The sequence below is a fragment of the Cupriavidus gilardii genome (assembly GCF_013347325.1).
GTDB classification, from domain to species: domain Bacteria; phylum Pseudomonadota; class Gammaproteobacteria; order Burkholderiales; family Burkholderiaceae; genus Cupriavidus; species Cupriavidus gilardii.
Genome location: NZ_CP054626.1, coordinates 1,160,293 through 1,176,338 on the forward strand (window position 1 = coordinate 1,160,293; position 16,046 = coordinate 1,176,338).

The window sequence follows — 16,046 nt, forward strand, 5'->3', positions numbered from 1 at the left end:
GACTGATTACAACGACATGTTCCCCGATCGCGTTCTCTCCGGCATGCGGCCTACCGGCGCGCTGCATCTTGGCCACTACCATGGCGTGCTGAAAAACTGGGTCAAGCTGCAGTCGGAGCACCCGTGCTTCTTCTTCGTGGCCGACTGGCACGCGCTGACGACGCACTACGAGTCGCCCGAGGTGATCGGCCAATCGGTCTGGGAGATGCTGACCGACTGGCTGGCCGCCGGCGTCGATCCGGAGCAGGCGACGCTGTTCATCCAGAGCCGCGTGCCCGAGCACGCCGAGCTGTTCACGCTGCTGTCGATGGGCACGCCGCTGGGCTGGCTGGAACGCGTGCCGACCTACAAGGACCAGATCGAGAAGCTCAAGGACAAGGACCTGGCGACCTACGGCTTCCTCGGCTATCCGCTGCTGCAGGCGGCCGACATCCTGATCTATCGCGCCGACAAGGTGCCGGTGGGCGAGGACCAGGTGCCGCACGTCGAGATCACGCGCGAGATCGCGCGCCGCTTCAACTTCCTGTATGGCCGCCAGCCGGGCTTCGAGGAGAAGGCGCAGGAGGCCGCGAAGAAGCTCGGCGGCAAGCGTACCCGCGTGTTCCTCGACCTGCGCAAGACCTTCCAGGAGCAGGGCACCGACAGCGCGCTGGAAGAGGGCCGCGCGCTGGTCGCGCAATCGCAGAGCCTGTCCAATGACGATCGCGAACTGCTGCTGGGCTATCTGGCCGGATCGCGCAAGACCATCCTGGTCGAGCCGCAGGCGCTGCTGACGGCCGCCTCGCGGATGCCCGGGCTCGATGGCCAGAAGATGTCGAAGTCCTACGGCAACACGATCCGCATGCGCGAGGACAAGGACTCGGTCGAGAAGAAGGTCCGCACGATGCCGACCGACCCGGCGCGCGTGCGCCGCACCGATCCGGGCGAGCCGGCGCGCTGCCCGGTATGGCAGCTGCACCAGGTGTATTCCGACGAACCGACCAAGGAGTGGGTGCTCAAGGGCTGCCGCAGCGCCGGCATCGGCTGCATCGAATGCAAGCAGCCGGTGATCGAGGGCATCCTGCGCGAGCAGCAGCCGATGCTCGAGCGCGCGCAGCCGTACATGGACAATCCGGCCCTGCTGCGCGACATCGTCGACCATGGCTGCGCCAGGGCCAGCACGGTCGCGCAGGAAACCATGCGCGAGGTGCGCGAGGCCATGGGGCTGGGATACCGCTGATGGGCTCGTTGCCGCCGTCCCCCGCTGCCGGTGCGCCGCATGCCGCGATCGGCGAGCCGTCGCCGTGGGTGGTGCGCTGGACGCCGTTGCTGCGCGCCGGCGGCCGCGTGCTGGATCTGGCCTGCGGCAGCGGGCGCCATGCGCGCTGGCTGGCCGAGCGCGGCTTCGCGGTGCTCGGCGTCGATCGCGATGGCGCCGCGCTGGCCGGCCTGCCGCCGGCCGTCCGCACCCGCCAGGTCGACCTGGAGCAGGGCGTCTGGCCGCTCGGCGACGAGGCCCCGTTCGACGCGGTGATCGTCACCAACTATCTGCATCGCCCGCTGTGGCCGCATCTGCTCGATGCGCTGGCGCCCGGCGGCGTGCTGGTCTACGAGACGTTCGCAGCGGGGAACGAGACGGTCGGCAAGCCGTCCAACCCCGATTTCCTGTTGCGGCCCGGCGAATTGCTCGATGCGGTGCGTAACCGCCTGCGGGTGATCGCCTACGAAGACGGCGTGATCGAAGTGCCCCGGACGGCGTTCGTACAGCGGATGTGCGCCGTGCGCGAGGCAGTGGACGGCGCTGGAGCGGCGGCCCCGCCACGCTATCGCCTGGACGGCTGACCGCGCGGCGCGATGTCGGCGCAACAGCGGGACGATGCGTTGATCCACTTGGTGTTTGCCCGGGTAGGCCGGGCTTGCCGGTGTGCTTCGGCGGCCAATTCGTATCCGGTACAATCCCGCTATTCGAAATCTCGAAAACCATACGAGCTATGACACAGATTACCGGCAGCATCGTCGCCATCGTGACGCCGATGCAGGAGGATGGCAGCCTGGATTACGCCGCGCTGCGCAGCCTGATCGACTGGCACGTCGCCGAAGGCACCGACGGCATCGTGATCGTCGGTACCACAGGGGAATCGCCCACCGTGTCGGTCGAGGAGCATTGCGAGCTGATCCGGGTCGCGGTCGAGCAGGCCGCCAGGCGCATCCCCATCATCGCCGGGACCGGCGGCAACTCGACGCGCGAGGCGATCGAACTGACCGCCTTCGCCAAGCGGGTGGGCGCCGATGCGTCGCTGCAGGTCGTGCCGTACTACAACAAGCCGACGCAGGAAGGGATGGTCCGGCATTTCCGCACGATCGCGGAAGCGGTCGACCTGCCGGTGCTGCTGTACAACGTGCCGGGACGTACCGTCGCGGACCTGAGCAACGACACCATCCTGCGCCTGGCCCAGGTGCCCGGCATCGTCGGCGTCAAGGAGGCCACCGGCAATATCGACCGCGCGGCCCAGCTGATCAAGGACGCGCCGGAAGGCTTCGCGATCTACAGCGGCGACGATCCCACCGCGGTGGCGCTGATGCTGCTGGGCGGCCACGGCAATATCTCGGTGACCGCCAACGTGGCGCCGCGCAAGATGCACGAGCTGTGCGTCGCCGCGCTCCAGGGCGATGCGATCACCGCGCGCCGCCTCCATATGGAATTGATCGCCCTGAACAAGGCGCTGTTCATCGAGGCCAACCCGATCCCCGTCAAGTGGGCGCTGCAGCAGATGGGCAAGATGGCCGGCGGCATCCGCCTGCCGCTGACGCCGCTGTCGCCCGACCACCACGAGACCGTGCGCCGCGCGCTGGCCGGCGCCGGGCTGCTCGCCTGATCGTTCCGATTTTTCTTTCGCGCCAAGCGGTCATTCCCTTCACTAGGATTGCGTGTCAATGAAACTCAAGCTTAACCGCCACGGCGTGCCGCAAGGCCGCCGTGCCGCCCTGGTCTTGCCGCTGCTCGCCGCCGGCATGATCGCTGGCTGCAGCACCGTCAACGACATGATGCAGGCCGACAAGATCGACTACAAATCGGCCGCCGCGGCCAAGCGGACCTCGACGCTCGAGGTGCCGCCGGACCTGACCAAGCTCGACGGCGATCGCCGCTATTCGGTCCCCGAGCAGGCCGGTGCGACGTTGTCCGGCTACCAGCAGGCCACCAGCACCCAGCCCAAGGTCGCCGGCACCAACGTGCTGCCGTCGGCGGAAGGCATCCGCGTCGAACGCGACGGCAACCAGCGCTGGCTCGTCATCAGCAACGGCATGGCGCCGGACCAGCTGTGGCAGACCATGCGCGAATTCTGGCAGGAGAACGGCTTCCTGCTGGTGCAGGACTCGCCCGAGACCGGCATCATGGAAACCGACTGGGCCGAGAACCGCGCCAAGATTCCGCAGGACTTCATCCGCAACACCATCGGCAAGGTCTTCGACAGCCTGTATTCGACGTCGGAGCGCGACAAGTTCCGCACCCGCCTCGAGAAGGGCCAGAACGGCAACCTGGAAGTCTTCATCAGCCATCGCGGCGCCAAGGAAGAGCTGACCGGCCTGGACAAGTCGCAGACGGTGTGGACGCCGCGCGCCGCCGATCCGGAGCTGGAAGCCGAATTCCTGTCGCGCCTGGCACAGCGCCTGGGCGTGCAGAAGGAACAGGCCGACCGCATGGCCAAGAACGGCACGCTGCCCGCGCCGGCGGGCGCCGCCAGGCCGGCCGCACCGGCCGATGCCGGCGCCGGCAAGACCGCGGCGGCCGCCGCTTCCGCAACCTATCTGACGCAGATCAACGGCGCCCAGGCGCTGCAGCTGCCCGAGCCGTTCGACCGCGCCTGGCGCTCGGTCGGCCTCGCGCTGGACCGCGTCAACTTCACGGTCGAAGACCGCGACCGCGGCCAGGGCCTGTACTACGTCCGCTATGTCGATACCCGCGACACGGTCAACGACAACCGCGGCTTCTTCTCCAAGCTGTTCACGCGCAGCGGCGGTGATGCCGCGCGCCAGGCCAAGAAGTATCGCGTGGCACTGAAGGGCAGCGGTTCGGGCACCACCGTCACCGTGCTGAACGACGCCGGGCAGCCGGAGTCGACCGAGATCGCCAAGCGCATCCTGACGCTGCTCGACGAGCAGCTGCATTGAGCGCTGCGTTGAGCGGACCTGCGATGCCGGATCGTCGCGCCGCCGCGGTCCGCCCCGGCATGGGGCGGGCGCGGCGATGATGCGGTTCGGCTTTCTCGGCAGCGGCAGCGAAGGCAATTCGCTGCTGATCGAATCCCGCGATGGCGCCAGCGTGACCCGCGTGCTGCTCGACTGCGGCTTCGGCCTGCGCGAGACCGCGCGGCGGCTCGAGCGGCTTGGCGTCACCCCGGACGGGCTCGATGCGGTGCTGGTCACGCACGAGCACGGCGACCATATCGGCTCGGCCTACGCCTTCGCCGCGCGGCATCGGCTGCCGGTCTTCACCACGCACGGCACCTGGCTGGCGACCTCGCATCTGCGCGGCGCCGACAAGGCCGATGTGCGCGTGATCGGCGCCGACTACGCGTTCGAGATCGGCAATCTGCAGGTATTGCCCTACACAGTGCCCCACGATGCGCGCGAGCCGGTGCAGTTCGTGCTGTCCGATGGCGATGCACGGCTTGGCGTGCTGACCGACGCGGGCATGGAGACCCCTTACCTGGTGGCCCGTCTGGCCGGCGTCGATGCGCTGGTGCTCGAGTGCAATCACGACCGCGAGATGCTGCGCAACTCGGTGTATCCGCCTTCGCTGAAACGGCGCATTGGTGGCGACTTCGGCCATCTGGCCAACGAGGTGGCCGCGGCGATCCTCGCGCGCGTCGCGCACAGCGGCCTCGGCCGCGTGGTTGCGGCCCATCTGAGCCAGCAGAACAATACGCCGGCCCTGGCGACTGGCGCGCTTGCCGCGGCGCTCGGCACGGTGGCCGACGATATCCTGGTTGCGGATCAGTACGAAGGGCTGGGCTGGCAGACGGTGAAGGGATGAATCGGAAGCGATAAAGCGCGAGGCGCTGGATGTGGAATCCCGGCGTGGCGAGCGCCCATAAAAAAACCGGCCCGAAGGCCGGTTTTTTCGTTCGGGCGAACGCTTACTTGGCTTCTGCAGCCGAAGCGTCAGCGGCCGGAGCCGAAGCGTCAGCAGCCGGGGCCGAAGCGTCGGCAGCCGGAGCAGCAGCGGTGTCAGCAGCCGGAGCCGAAGCTTCGGTAGCCGGAGCGGTAGCAGCCGGAGCAGCGGTGTCAGCTGCGGGAGCGGCTTCTTCCTTCTTGCCGCAAGCGGCCACGGCAACAGCAGCCAGCAGGGAAGCGATCAGGAGAGACTTCTTCATTGTTCGTCCTTTAACTTGTAATAGAAAGAAAAACAGGCGATGAATAATTACCGGTAATTATCGCTCGTGAACTTCAATTTAATGGCTCTCCCCGGTGCCGTAATTGCATTGGTCCACAGTACGAGCCAGCTGGCGATTATATCCACGTTTTCCCGGCTTGTGTAGCGGCGTCATTTGCTGACCACACTGTTACGCATTATTACATCGCAGCCGGCGCCAGCTGCAGCCAGCCCTCCAGCGTCCAATGGTGAAAGGTCTCCATCAGCTCCGGCAGGTCGGCGCATTGGTTGACCTCGGCCGCGGTCAAATGGCGCCGATCGGCCAGCCGGCGCAGCCAGCCGGCCAGCTCGCCCGGCACCTCGTATGCCTCGCCATTGAGGAAGAAATGGCTGCGGTCGTATAGCGCGATCGAAGCCGGCGCCAACACAATGCCGTGCGTTCTGGCCAGTTTCGCGTATTTTCCCGCGGCGATTTGCGGAACCTCGGCGAACTCCACGCCGGGCTTCGGTTCCGACAGATGGGTGCCGATAAACTCGGACACCATGTCATTGGACCAGCGCAACGCCTGCAGCCGTTGCGCGACGGCGCGCGCGAGATCCGCCGGCAGTTGAGCGGGGCGCGACGTGGCTGCCTGACCGGGATCGGCATAACGCCCGGACAACGCCTCGTTGTCCTCCACGGTTTCCGACAGCCACGCCAGAAAATGCCCGGCCAGCTCGCGATAGGCCGGCGCGCGGAAACCGATCGAGCAGGTCATGCACTCGCCCTCGGCGATGCCGTCGTGGGCGTATTGCGGCGGCAGGTACAGCATGTCGCCGGGCTCGAGCACGAACTCCTGTTCCGCTTCGAATTCGGCCAGTATCTTTAAAGGAAGGTCCGGCACCAGGTCGAGCCGGTCCTGCGACGAGATCCGCCAGCGGCGCCGGCCCGAAACTTGCAGCAGGAACACATCATAGGAGTCGAAGTGCGGGCCGACACCGCCGCCGTCGGTCGCATAGCTGACCATCACGTCGTCCAGGCGCGCATCGGGAATGAAGCGGAATTGCCCCATCAGCGCGGCCGCCGCGCTATTGTGGAGGTTCACGCCCTGGACCAGCAGCGTCCATTGGCGCGCCTTGGTCGATGGCAGATTGTCGGCGGCAAAGGGGCCGTGCGCCAGTTTCCAGCGGTTGCGGAAGTGGGTGACCAGCCGCGACTCGACGTCGTCGCGGTCGGCCAGCTCGAAAAGCGCTTCCCGCGAGACTGGGGGCACGATATCAGGGATGGCTTGTCGAACCAGCAGGGGTTTGCGGTGCCAGATATCACGCATGAATGCGGCGGGCGTCATGCCCCCGAGCAGCTGAAGTGGCGCATCCGGATCCACCGGGCCGCGGGGCAGGGCCTGCGCGTATAATGCGGAATCGTTCATGGAGTGAAGAATTGAAAATCGCGAAGAACACGGTTGTGTCCGTGGTGTACAAGCTGTCGGATGCGCAGGGCAATCTGATCGAAGAATCGGATGAGCCGATGGTCTACTTGCACGGCGGCTATGATGGCACGTTCCCCAAGATCGAGGAAGCACTCGACGGTCATGCCGCAGGCTTCGAGACGCAGTTGCAGCTCGAGCCAGAGGATGCCTTCGGCGACTACGACGCCGAACTGGTCAAGGTCGAGCCGCGCGATCGTTTTCCCGAGCCCCTCGAAGTCGGCATGCAGTTCGAAGGCGTGCCCGAGGACGGCGATGAAGAGGATTCGGTGATCTATACCGTCACCGATGTCGCCGAGGACAAGGTGGTGCTCGACGGCAATCATCCGCTGGCCGGCATGGCGCTGCGTTTCTGGCTGAAGGTCTCCGAGGTCCGCGAGGCGACCGCCGAGGAAGTCGAGCATGGTCACGCGCATGGCGCGTCGGGCATCGAAGTGGTCGACGAGGACGAGGACGACGACAGCCCGCGCACGCTGCACTGATCGACGCATGGATCCATCGAACGGAAAAGCCGGCATTGCCGGCTTTTTCGCTTTCCGGGGGACGAGGTTTCCGCGCTAGTTCTTGCCCGCGCCGTCCTGCAGCGCGACCGAGAACAGCGAACGCGAATCGGGCGAGATCGTCAGTTCGGTCCATTGCTTCGGCGAGCCCACCGGCAACGCGACGCGCGTGAAGCTGCGGATCGTCCTGCCCTTGGCATCGCGCAGCGGCGTATCGATGCCGAAGCCGCCGATGCTGCTGTGGATCAGCAGCACCTGCCCACGATAGTCGCTGACCAGCTCGCGCAGCTGCCGCTTGAATTCGAGATAGCCGTCGCGCTGGCGATGGCGCAGGAATCCGTCGAGCAGCGTCGGCTTGCCGCGCTTCTCCCAGCCGTTGCCGAACAGCGGGTCGCCGTGGATCACCAGCACGATGCCGTCGAGCGACTCCTGCTCGGCCACCGAGAACGCGCGCGCCAGCCATTGCCGGTTGGCTTCGCGGCGATCCTCGAATTCGCCGTTGCGGCCGGCCTCGGTGCGATAGTGGTTGTTGTCGTCGGGCACGTTCATGCCGACCAGCAGTACCTTGCCCGCGTTCCACCGAACGTTCTCGCGATAGCTGCGGAACTTGGCCTGATCCGATTGCCGGATCAACCGAAGCTTGCGCTGGCCCAGCGAGTCGTCGTCCGGAAAGGCCAGCTCGCGCAGCCGCGCCAGCCGCTCGTCGGGATCGAAGCTGCCATTGACCGCCTGCTCGCATTCGGCCCAGTCGGTCTCGCCGGGAACGTAGACCAGCGGCAGCGGCGACTGATCGAGCAATGCCAGCCGGCCAGCCAGCATCGCATCGGCGCACGACTCGGTATCGCCCTTGATGCCGCCGGCATGGATCACGAAGGCGAGCTTGCGTTGCGCGAGGTTGTCCAGCAACTGCTGCGTCGGCGCCTCGGCATCCGGCCATTGGGGCAGGTCGGCGATCAGCGCGATGCGGACCGGGCGCGAGTCGGTGGCCTTGCCGCCGGCTGCCTGCGACTTGGCGGCGACCGGCTGCACGGCGGCGGCACTGTGCGCGCACCACGCGCCCAGCAGCGCCGCCGCCATCGCGAAGGCCAGCAGCGGTCGGCACGACAGGGCCCGGCGGCGCGCGCTTGCCATCGTCATGCCGGCTGACCGGATTCCTCGGCCAGCGCCTTCAGTCGGTACAAGGCGTCGAGCGCCTGCCGCGGCGTCATGCTGTCGGGATCGATGTCGCGCATCGCCTCGTTCAGCGCATCGTTGGCGGGCGCAACGGCGAAGCCATCGTCGCCGTCATCGTCCGCCGCGGGCACCGCCGGCGCCGCGAACAGATCCAGCTGCGGTGTCGGCGTGGCGTCGGTCGATTGCTGCTCGAGCCAGGCCAGATGCTTGCGCGCCGCGCGGATGACCGGCTGCGGCACGCCCGCGAGCTGCGCGACCTGCAGGCCGTAGCTCTGGCTGGCCGGGCCGTCCTGCACCGCGTGCAGGAAGACGATGCCGTCGCCATGCTCGACCGCGGACAGATGCACGTTGGCCGCCTGCGGAAACTCCTGCGGCAGCTGCGTCAGCTCGAAATAGTGCGTGGCGAACAGCGTGTGGCTGCGGTTGTGCGCCAGCAGATGGCGGGCGATCGCCCAGGCCAGCGCAAGTCCATCGAAGGTCGACGTGCCGCGGCCGATCTCGTCCATCAGCACCAGGCTGTGCGGCGTCGCGTTGTGCAGGATCGCGGCCGCTTCGGTCATCTCGACCATGAAGGTCGAGCGGCCGCCGGCCAGGTCGTCGGCGGCGCCGATGCGCGTGAAGATCCGGTCGATCGGCCCGACCGTCGCGCGCCGGGCCGGCACGTAGGCACCGACGCAGGCCAGCAGCACGATCAGCGCGGTCTGCCGCATGAAGGTCGATTTACCGCCCATGTTCGGGCCGGTGATCAGCAGCAGCTTGCGCGCCTCGGTCAGCTGGCAATCGTTGGCGATGAACGGCGTCGACTCCGCGGCCAGCTGACCCTCTACCACCGGATGGCGGCCCTGCACGATGTCGATCACATTCTCGTCGACACGCTCCGGGCACGACCAGTCGAGCGTGCGCGCCCGTTCGCCCAGCGCGGCCAGCACGTCCAGCCGCGACAGCGCCGCCGCGACCCGGCGCAGCTCGCCGATATGCGGCAGCAGCAGTTGCAGCAGCGCTTCGTACAGCTGCTTCTCGCGCGCCAGCGCACGGTCCTGCGCCGACAGCGCCTTGTCCTCGAAGGCCTTCAGCTCCGGCGTGATATAGCGCTCGGCGTTCTTCAGCGTCTGGCGCCGGCGATAGTCGTCGGGCACCTTGTCGGCCTGGCCGTTGGTGACCTCGATATAGAAGCCGTGCACGCGGTTGTATTCGACACGCAGATTGGCGATGCCGGTGCGCGTGCGCTCGCGCGCTTCCAGATCGATCAGGAACTGCCCGCAGTTCTCGGAGATATCGCGCAGCTCGTCGAGCTCGGCGTCGTAGCCGCGGGCGATCACGCCGCCATCGCGCACGGCCGTCGACGGCTCCGGTGCGATCGCGCGCGACAGCAGGTCCAGGCAGTCCCGCGGCACCGCCAGTTCGGTCAGTGTCTGCGCCAGCAGAGGGGCGGTGTCGTCCGGGGTCACGCAGGCCTGCACGTCGGGCAGCGCCGCCAGCGTATCGCGCAGCGACGACAGGTCGCGCGGACGCGCGCTCAGCAGCGCCAGCCGGGCGGTGATGCGCTCGACGTCGGCGAGCCGGCGCAGCCGCGCGCGCAGCGTGTCGAGGTCCTGTGCCAGCAGCGCGCCGATGGCCTGCTGCCTTGCCTGCGGAATCGCGCGCTCGCGCAACGGATGGTGCAGCCAATGGCGCAGCAGCCGGCTTCCCATGGCGGTGGCGCAGGTATCGAGCAACGAGAACAGCGTCGGCGATTCGCCGCCGCGCAGCGTCTCGGTCAGCTCGAGATTGCGGCGCGTGGCGGTGTCGAGGCCGACGAATTCGGTTTCGTGTTCGACCGTGACGCCCTGCACATGACGCAGCGACTGGCCCTGCGTGCTCGCCGCATAGTTCAGCAGCGCGCCGGCCGCGCCCAGCGCCGCGCCCAGCGGACGGCAGCCGAACGGATCCAGGCTGGCGACGCCCAGCTGCTCGCGCAGCCGGCGAGCGCCGGCATCCTGGTCGAAATGCCATTCGGGCAAGCGCGTGCGCGCGCACGGATGCGCCGGCAGCTCGATGCCATCGGTGTGCAGCAGCTCGGCGGGGCGGATCCGTTCCAGTTCGCGCGCCAGTTGTGCCGCCTCGCATTCCATCAGCCGCAGCTCGCCGCTGGCCAGATTGAGCCAGGCCAGCCCGGTCTTGCTGACGCCGCGCCGCAGGGTCTGCTGGTGCACCGCCATCAGGAAGGTATCGGCCTTGTCCGGCAGCAGCGCCGCATCGGTCAGCGTGCCGGGCGTGACGATCCGGACCACCTTGCGCTCGACCGGTCCCTTGCTGGTGGCCGGATCGCCGATCTGCTCGCAGATCGCCACCGACTCGCCCAGCTTGACCAGCTTGGCCAGATATTGGTCGACCGAATGGAAGGGGATGCCGGCCATGCGGATCGGCACGCCGTTGGAGCTGCCGCGCGCGGTCAGCGTGATGTCGAGCAGCCGCGCGGCCTTCTCGGCGTCGTCGTGGAACAGCTCGTAGAAATCGCCCATCCGGTAGAAGAGCAGGGTGTCCGGATGGTCGGCCTTGATGCGTAAATACTGCTGCATCATTGGCGTGTGTTTTTCCGCGGTGCCAGCCGATGCGCTGGCGGCCGCGGTAGTTGGCAGGTCTTCGGACATGCAATCCTCTCGGCGGGCCGCTGCAGACGGGCAGCGGCCGGGTTCGGAGCGTGCGCGAGGCCGTGGGCGTCGCACGCAAACGCGCATTTTACTGCGCGTTGCGGCCGGGAACGGAGAGGAGTTCGGTGAAAAACTGTGACTCGGCGAGATGGTGGCCGCGACGGGATGCGACCGACGGTGTTCGGCCCTTCAGGTAATTCGCAGTTCTATCCGCCTGCCGAGCGCCCGAAAGGCAGCCTCGATCGTGTCGATCTTGGTCGTGTGATCGAGATTGACGATGCGCTGGACTTCCTGCGGTCGGGTATCCAAGCGCCGTGCCAGTTCCGACTGGCTGACCTTCTGCGAAAGCATTTCGTTCAGCAGCAAGACCTTTGCGGACAGGCTCGCGGGCAGGTCGACCAGTTCCTGCCCTACCTCGGGAGCCGAGGGCATCGGCACCGGCCGCCGATCCTCGAAATAGAAATCCATCGCCGTCACAAGGGCATCGGTGGCCATCTGCAAGGCCTCTTCGTGCGAGTCACCGCAGGTCAATGCCTCGGGGATGTCCGGGAAGGAGACCGCCACACCATCGTCGTCGGCGGTGAGGATGACGGGGTAGCGCAGCATGTCGAGTACTCCTGTGCGGTTGACCGATTCGGCCCGGCTTCACGCCAATCCAAGTTGCTTCAGGATGGCCTTGCGCGTGCGTTCGGCGATTTCCTTTCCGGGATGCCGCGGCATCGTGCTCTGTCGGCCGTTGAGATAGACCTTCAGGTGCTTTCCGCCGTCGGCGAAGGTCGCGCCTTGCCGGCCTAGCCAGCGTCTGAACTCGCTCTGCTTCACTTCGCCTCCGCCCTTGAACGGAGGCGAAGTGTCAGCCGGATTCAGTCATGCGCCTTTGGTGAATATAAACAATTTTGCGTATATTGCCCAACGACTTCAGTGCGACCACGTATCGGTCACCGCCGGGACACCGCCGCGGGCGCGGCGTCGGCTGCTTTCACGCCCCTCAGGCCGCCGGCCCGCCGTTGTCCAGCGAGTACGGCGTCAGCAGGCGCACCATCTGCGCGAATGCCTTCGGGTTGCCGGCCAGCACCTCGCCCTGTTCGAGCTGGCGCGCTTCGCCGGCGTAGTTGCCCACCAGGCCGCCGGCTTCGGTGATGAGCAGCATGCCGGCCGCCATGTCCCAGGGCTTCAGGCCGGTCTCGAAGAAGCCGTCCAGCCGGCCGCAGGCGACGTAGGCCAGGTCCAGCGCGGCGGCGCCGGGCCGGCGCAGGCCGGCGCAGTTCTGCGTCATCAGCGCAAACACTTCGACATAGGCCTCGAGGCCGTCCAGGTCACGGAAGGGGAAGCCGGTGCCGATCAGGCAGTCGGCCAGCTTGTCGCGGCGGCTGACGCGGATGCGGCGGTTGTTCAGGAAGGCGCCGGCGCCCTTGGTCGCGGTGAACAGTTCGTCGCGGGTCGGGTCGTAGACCACCGCCTGCACCGGCGAACCCTTGTGCAGCTGGGCGATCGACACGCAGTATTGCGGGAAGCCGTGGATGAAATTGGTGGTGCCGTCGAGCGGGTCGATGACCCAGGTGTACTCGTGGCCTTCCTCGCCCTCGCGCCAGGACTGGCCGGACTCTTCCGCTAGAATGCCGTGTTCCGGGTACGCGGTGCGGATGATCTCGATGATCGCGGCCTCGGCGGCGCGGTCGACCTCGGTGACGAAATCGTTGTGCTGCTTGCGCGAAACACGCAGGAGATCCACGTCCATCGACGCGCGGTTGATGATGGAACCGGCCTTGCGGGCGGCCTTGATGGCGATATTGAGCATCGGATGCATGAATCTCTCCAGGACGCCGGAAAGCGGGCAGCGCTGCGGACGACATGGCGCGCGCGGCTCCCGGCGGACAACACAACGGATTGTAGAAGAACGGGCGCGCTGGCCCTGGCTGCGCTGGCCGGCATCAATGCCTTGGCCGGAGCGGCGGAGCGGCGCGCCAAATAAATTGAACCCCGCATTGTATAGGAACCCGTCAATGGACACGAGCGAGCACGCAAACGAGGCCCCGGGCGCCCCGCAGCAGGCCCTGGACGCCGCGTTCGCGCGCGTGCGCTTCGTGCTGGTCGAGACCAGCCATCCCGGCAACGTCGGCTCGGTGGCGCGCGCCATCAAGACCATGGGCTTCGGCGGCCGGGCCGGCACGCTGGTGCTGGTGTCGCCGCGGGAGCCGGCCGTGCGCGAGCATCCGGAAGCCGTCGCGCTGGCCAGCGGTGCCGACGACGTGCTGCGGGCCGCGCTTGTGGTCGACGATCTGGAGACGGCGCTGGCCGGCGCGTCCTATACCGTCGCGATGACCGCGCGCCAGCGCGAGTTCGGGCCACCGCGGTTGCTGCCGCGCGAGGCGACGGCAAAGGCCGGCGAGCACTTGCTGGCCGCCGCGTCCGGCATCGAAGCGGAAACCGCCGAGCCGGCCGATATCGCGTTCGTCTTCGGCAACGAGCGCTACGGCCTGCCCAACGAGGCGGTCGACCGCTGCTCGGTGGTGACCCATATCCCCGCCAATCCGGCCTACGCCTCGCTGAATCTGGCCCAGGCGGTGCAGCTCGTCGCCTACGAGATGCGGCTGGCGCTGCTGCAGGAGCGCGCGGCGCCGCCCAGCGATATCGGCTATGCTGGGCAGGCCGCGACGGCCGAGCAGATCGAGGCGATGTTCGTGCATCTGCAGCAGGGCCTGGAGGCGATCGGTTTTCTCGATCCGGCGCATCCGAAAAAGCTGATGCCGCGGCTGCGCCGGCTGTTCGCGCGCAGCGGGCTGGAGCAGGAGGAGGTCAATCTGCTGCGCGGGATCGCCAAGCAGATGACGCTGGCCGGGCGCGGATCGCGCAGCGGCGATCGCAGCGACAACCGCAGCGACGACCGCAGTGGTCACACCACGGAGACATGACATTGGCGCGAATCGCCGCCTTTTCCCGGAACACCGACGCTCCTCGCCCACGTCCCGAGGGGGCGGCCGACCTGTCGCCGGCGCGACGCGAGCGCGCCGGCGAGCATGCGATCCGCAACGCTGCCTACGCCTTCCATCGCGAGCGATGTTGATGCCCGCGCCGCCCACGCCCGGGCTTGTCCCGCGCGTGTCGACATAGCGGCGGGGCAGGTGCGACGCCCGATGCCCATGACGGCATCAGGGTGCCAAATCTCTTACACTCCCTGCTTCCGTTTCCCTAGGGCATCGCCCGGACACGACCCCGGCGGCATGCGCGTTCCGATGGCGCGCGGCACGGCGGGGCAATCGCACACGACCAAGATGTTCTCTCGCCTCAAGGAAGATATCGACACCATCATGCAGCGCGACCCCGCCGCGCGCAGCCGGCTGGAGGTGCTGACATGCTACCCGGGCCTGCATGCCGTGGTGTTCCACCGTTTCGCGCACGCCTGCTGGAACGCGGGGATGCACTGGCTGGGCCGCTGGATCTCGCACTGGTCGCGTTTCCTGACCGGCATCGAGATCCATCCGGCGGTGAAGATGGGCCGGCGCGTGTTCATCGATCACGGCATGGGCGTGGTGATCGGCGAGACCGCCGAGATCGGCGACGACTGCACGATCTATCAGGGCGTGACGCTGGGCGGCACCTCGCTGTACAAGGGCCAGAAGCGGCATCCGACGCTGGGCACCGGCGTGGTCGTCAGCGCCGGCGCCAAGGTGCTGGGCGGCTTCACCATCGGCGATGGCGCGCGCGTCGGCTCCAATGCCGTGGTACTGAAGCCGGTGCCGCCGGGCGCGACCGCGGTCGGCGTGCCGGCCCGCATCATCCTGCCCGACGCGCCGCCTTCGCAGCAGGGCGCACGGCAGGAGTTCTCGGCTTACGGCATCACGCCGAACGCCGACGATCCGGTGTCGCTGGCGCTCAAAAGCCTGATCGACCATGCGGCCAGCCAACAGGAAAAGCTCGAGGCCGTGCAGGCGGCCTTGGATCGGCTCGGCGAGCATCTGGAAAACACGCCGAACGATCGCTTCGATGCCAGCGAGTTGCGCAAGCTGATGAAGTAGCGCGAACGCATGAAGCGAACGGGGCAGGGCCTCGGCCTTGCCCCGATTGCTCAGTCGAGCTGCGGCAGCTCGCGAAAGCCTTCGGCATCGAGCTGCAATGCCGCCGCGCGCGGATGCGCGCCATCGAGATCCCAATCGGTCAGCACCCAGCGCAGGCCATGCGGCTCGTCATGCCGGGCAGGGCGGTGCGTATGGCCATGGACCATCGCGGCCGTGCCGCTGTCGCGCAGCAGCGCCGCTACCGCGGCCGGCGCGACATCGCCGTAGTCGCGCGGCGGCCCGGGCCGCTGGCGGCCTGCCTCGCTGTCGCTGCGCAGCTTGCGCGCGATGCCCAGCCGCCACGACAGCGGCAGCGCCAGGAACAGCCGCTGGATCCAGGCTTTGCGGGTCCAGTGCCGGAAGCGCATATAGCGCGTGTCGTCGGTGCACAGCATGTCGCCGTGGGTCAGCACCACGCGGTGGCCGGCGCAGTCGATCACGGTCGGGTCGGGCAGCAGCGTGGCGCCGGCCTCGCGGGCAAAGCGCGGGCCCAGCAGGAAGTCACGATTGCCGTGCATCAGATAGACGGGCACGCCGCGCGCTGACAGGCGCGCCAGCGCCGCGGCGACGGCGCGCGGAAACGGTGCCTCGCTCTCCTCGTCGCCGATCCAGAATTCGAAGAAGTCGCCGAGGATGAACAGAGTGCGCGCCTGTTCGCCGGCGCGTTCGAGCACGCGCTCGAATGCCGCCAGCGTGCGCGGCATCCCAGGCGTCAGATGCAGGTCGGAAATGAACCACGCCGGCGCCTCCACCGCGAGGACGGAGGCAGCCGGCGTGCTGGCGGCAGGGCTCATCGATTCGGAGCGATTTCCATGGGCGAGGGCATGCCGCCGTCAATGGCGCGGGCTGTACCGCAAAGAGGCAGCCAC

General features: G+C 67.7%; 16 protein-coding genes. 8 read left to right on the forward strand and 8 right to left on the reverse strand.

Going from position 1 to position 16,046, the window contains the following annotated elements; genetic code table 11:
• Nucleotides 1-16: 16 nt before the first annotated feature.
• From FOB47_RS15525 to FOB47_RS15545, 5 genes are all read left to right on the forward strand, one after another.
• Nucleotides 17-1,219, forward strand: a complete 1,203-nt coding sequence (locus FOB47_RS15525; RefSeq protein WP_174781481.1) for a tryptophan--tRNA ligase — start codon at nucleotides 17-19, stop codon at nucleotides 1,217-1,219.
• Nucleotides 1,219-1,821 (forward strand): class I SAM-dependent methyltransferase, encoded by a 603-nt coding sequence (locus FOB47_RS15530; RefSeq protein WP_174781482.1) that lies wholly within the window; start codon nucleotides 1,219-1,221, stop codon nucleotides 1,819-1,821. The genes FOB47_RS15525 and FOB47_RS15530 overlap by 1 nt, the downstream gene beginning before the upstream one ends.
• A 149-nt stretch (nucleotides 1,822-1,970) precedes the next feature.
• The gene (gene dapA / locus FOB47_RS15535) at nucleotides 1,971-2,855 is read left to right on the forward strand and encodes a 4-hydroxy-tetrahydrodipicolinate synthase (protein WP_174781483.1); all 885 of its coding nucleotides are present in this window, start codon (nucleotides 1,971-1,973) and stop codon (nucleotides 2,853-2,855) included.
• A gap of 58 nt (nucleotides 2,856-2,913) precedes the next feature.
• Complete coding sequence (gene bamC / locus FOB47_RS15540; protein ID WP_174781484.1) at nucleotides 2,914-4,149, forward strand: outer membrane protein assembly factor BamC; 1,236 nt, start codon at nucleotides 2,914-2,916, stop codon at nucleotides 4,147-4,149.
• A 76-nt stretch (nucleotides 4,150-4,225) separates the two neighbouring features.
• Nucleotides 4,226-5,014 carry an MBL fold metallo-hydrolase gene (locus tag FOB47_RS15545; protein ID WP_053821531.1) on the forward strand — a complete coding sequence of 263 codons (789 nt, stop codon included), beginning with the start codon at nucleotides 4,226-4,228 and terminating at the stop codon, nucleotides 5,012-5,014.
• 103 nt (nucleotides 5,015-5,117) lie between these two features.
• Here the strand turns inward: FOB47_RS15545 and FOB47_RS26170 are convergent, their stop codons facing one another.
• Together FOB47_RS26170 and FOB47_RS15550 are read right to left on the reverse strand one after the other, a co-directional pair.
• Nucleotides 5,118-5,354 (reverse strand): hypothetical protein, encoded by a 237-nt coding sequence (locus FOB47_RS26170; RefSeq protein WP_043437644.1) that lies wholly within the window; start codon nucleotides 5,352-5,354, stop codon nucleotides 5,118-5,120.
• A gap of 199 nt (nucleotides 5,355-5,553) precedes the next feature.
• Entirely contained in the window at nucleotides 5,554-6,762 is a 1,209-nt protein-coding gene (locus tag FOB47_RS15550; RefSeq protein ID WP_315904139.1) for a cupin domain-containing protein, read from the reverse strand.
• 11 nt (nucleotides 6,763-6,773) lie between these two features.
• Here FOB47_RS15550 and FOB47_RS15555 point away from each other — a divergent pair, with 11 nt between their 5' ends.
• Nucleotides 6,774-7,301, forward strand: coding sequence for an FKBP-type peptidyl-prolyl cis-trans isomerase (locus tag FOB47_RS15555; protein ID WP_006576455.1), 528 nt, complete (start codon nucleotides 6,774-6,776; stop codon nucleotides 7,299-7,301).
• A gap of 75 nt (nucleotides 7,302-7,376) precedes the next feature.
• Here FOB47_RS15555 and FOB47_RS15560 read toward each other — a convergent pair whose 3' ends face one another.
• The 5 genes from FOB47_RS15560 to FOB47_RS15580 all read right to left on the reverse strand — a co-directional run bounded on the left by FOB47_RS15560 (nucleotide 7,377) and on the right by FOB47_RS15580 (nucleotide 12,929).
• Nucleotides 7,377-8,456, reverse strand: a complete 1,080-nt coding sequence (locus FOB47_RS15560) for a hypothetical protein (protein ID WP_174781485.1) — start codon at nucleotides 8,454-8,456, stop codon at nucleotides 7,377-7,379.
• Entirely contained in the window at nucleotides 8,453-11,122 is a 2,670-nt protein-coding gene (mutS, locus tag FOB47_RS15565; protein WP_082371422.1) for a DNA mismatch repair protein MutS, read from the reverse strand. Before mutS ends, FOB47_RS15560 begins: the two co-directional genes overlap by 4 nt.
• 189 nt (nucleotides 11,123-11,311) lie before the next feature.
• Nucleotides 11,312-11,728, reverse strand: coding sequence for a type II toxin-antitoxin system HicB family antitoxin (locus FOB47_RS15570; protein WP_174781486.1), 417 nt, complete (start codon nucleotides 11,726-11,728; stop codon nucleotides 11,312-11,314).
• A gap of 39 nt (nucleotides 11,729-11,767) precedes the next feature.
• Complete coding sequence (locus tag FOB47_RS15575) at nucleotides 11,768-11,944, reverse strand: type II toxin-antitoxin system HicA family toxin (protein ID WP_053821538.1); 177 nt, start codon at nucleotides 11,942-11,944, stop codon at nucleotides 11,768-11,770.
• A gap of 166 nt (nucleotides 11,945-12,110) precedes the next feature.
• Nucleotides 12,111-12,929, reverse strand: coding sequence for an inositol monophosphatase family protein (locus FOB47_RS15580; protein ID WP_064573223.1), 819 nt, complete (start codon nucleotides 12,927-12,929; stop codon nucleotides 12,111-12,113).
• 196 nt (nucleotides 12,930-13,125) lie between these two features.
• Between FOB47_RS15580 and FOB47_RS15585 the strand changes: the two genes are divergently transcribed.
• Together FOB47_RS15585 and cysE are read left to right on the forward strand one after the other, a co-directional pair.
• Complete coding sequence (locus tag FOB47_RS15585; RefSeq protein WP_174781487.1) at nucleotides 13,126-14,034, forward strand: RNA methyltransferase; 909 nt, start codon at nucleotides 13,126-13,128, stop codon at nucleotides 14,032-14,034.
• Between the two features lie 360 nt (nucleotides 14,035-14,394).
• On the forward strand, nucleotides 14,395-15,138 hold the full coding sequence (cysE, locus tag FOB47_RS15590; protein ID WP_006577564.1) for a serine O-acetyltransferase: 744 nt from the start codon (nucleotides 14,395-14,397) through the stop codon (nucleotides 15,136-15,138).
• A 50-nt stretch (nucleotides 15,139-15,188) separates the two neighbouring features.
• Here the strand turns inward: cysE and FOB47_RS15595 are convergent, their stop codons facing one another.
• Nucleotides 15,189-15,971, reverse strand: coding sequence for a UDP-2,3-diacylglucosamine diphosphatase (locus FOB47_RS15595; protein ID WP_053821541.1), 783 nt, complete (start codon nucleotides 15,969-15,971; stop codon nucleotides 15,189-15,191).
• Between the last annotated feature and the right edge of the window lie 75 nt (nucleotides 15,972-16,046).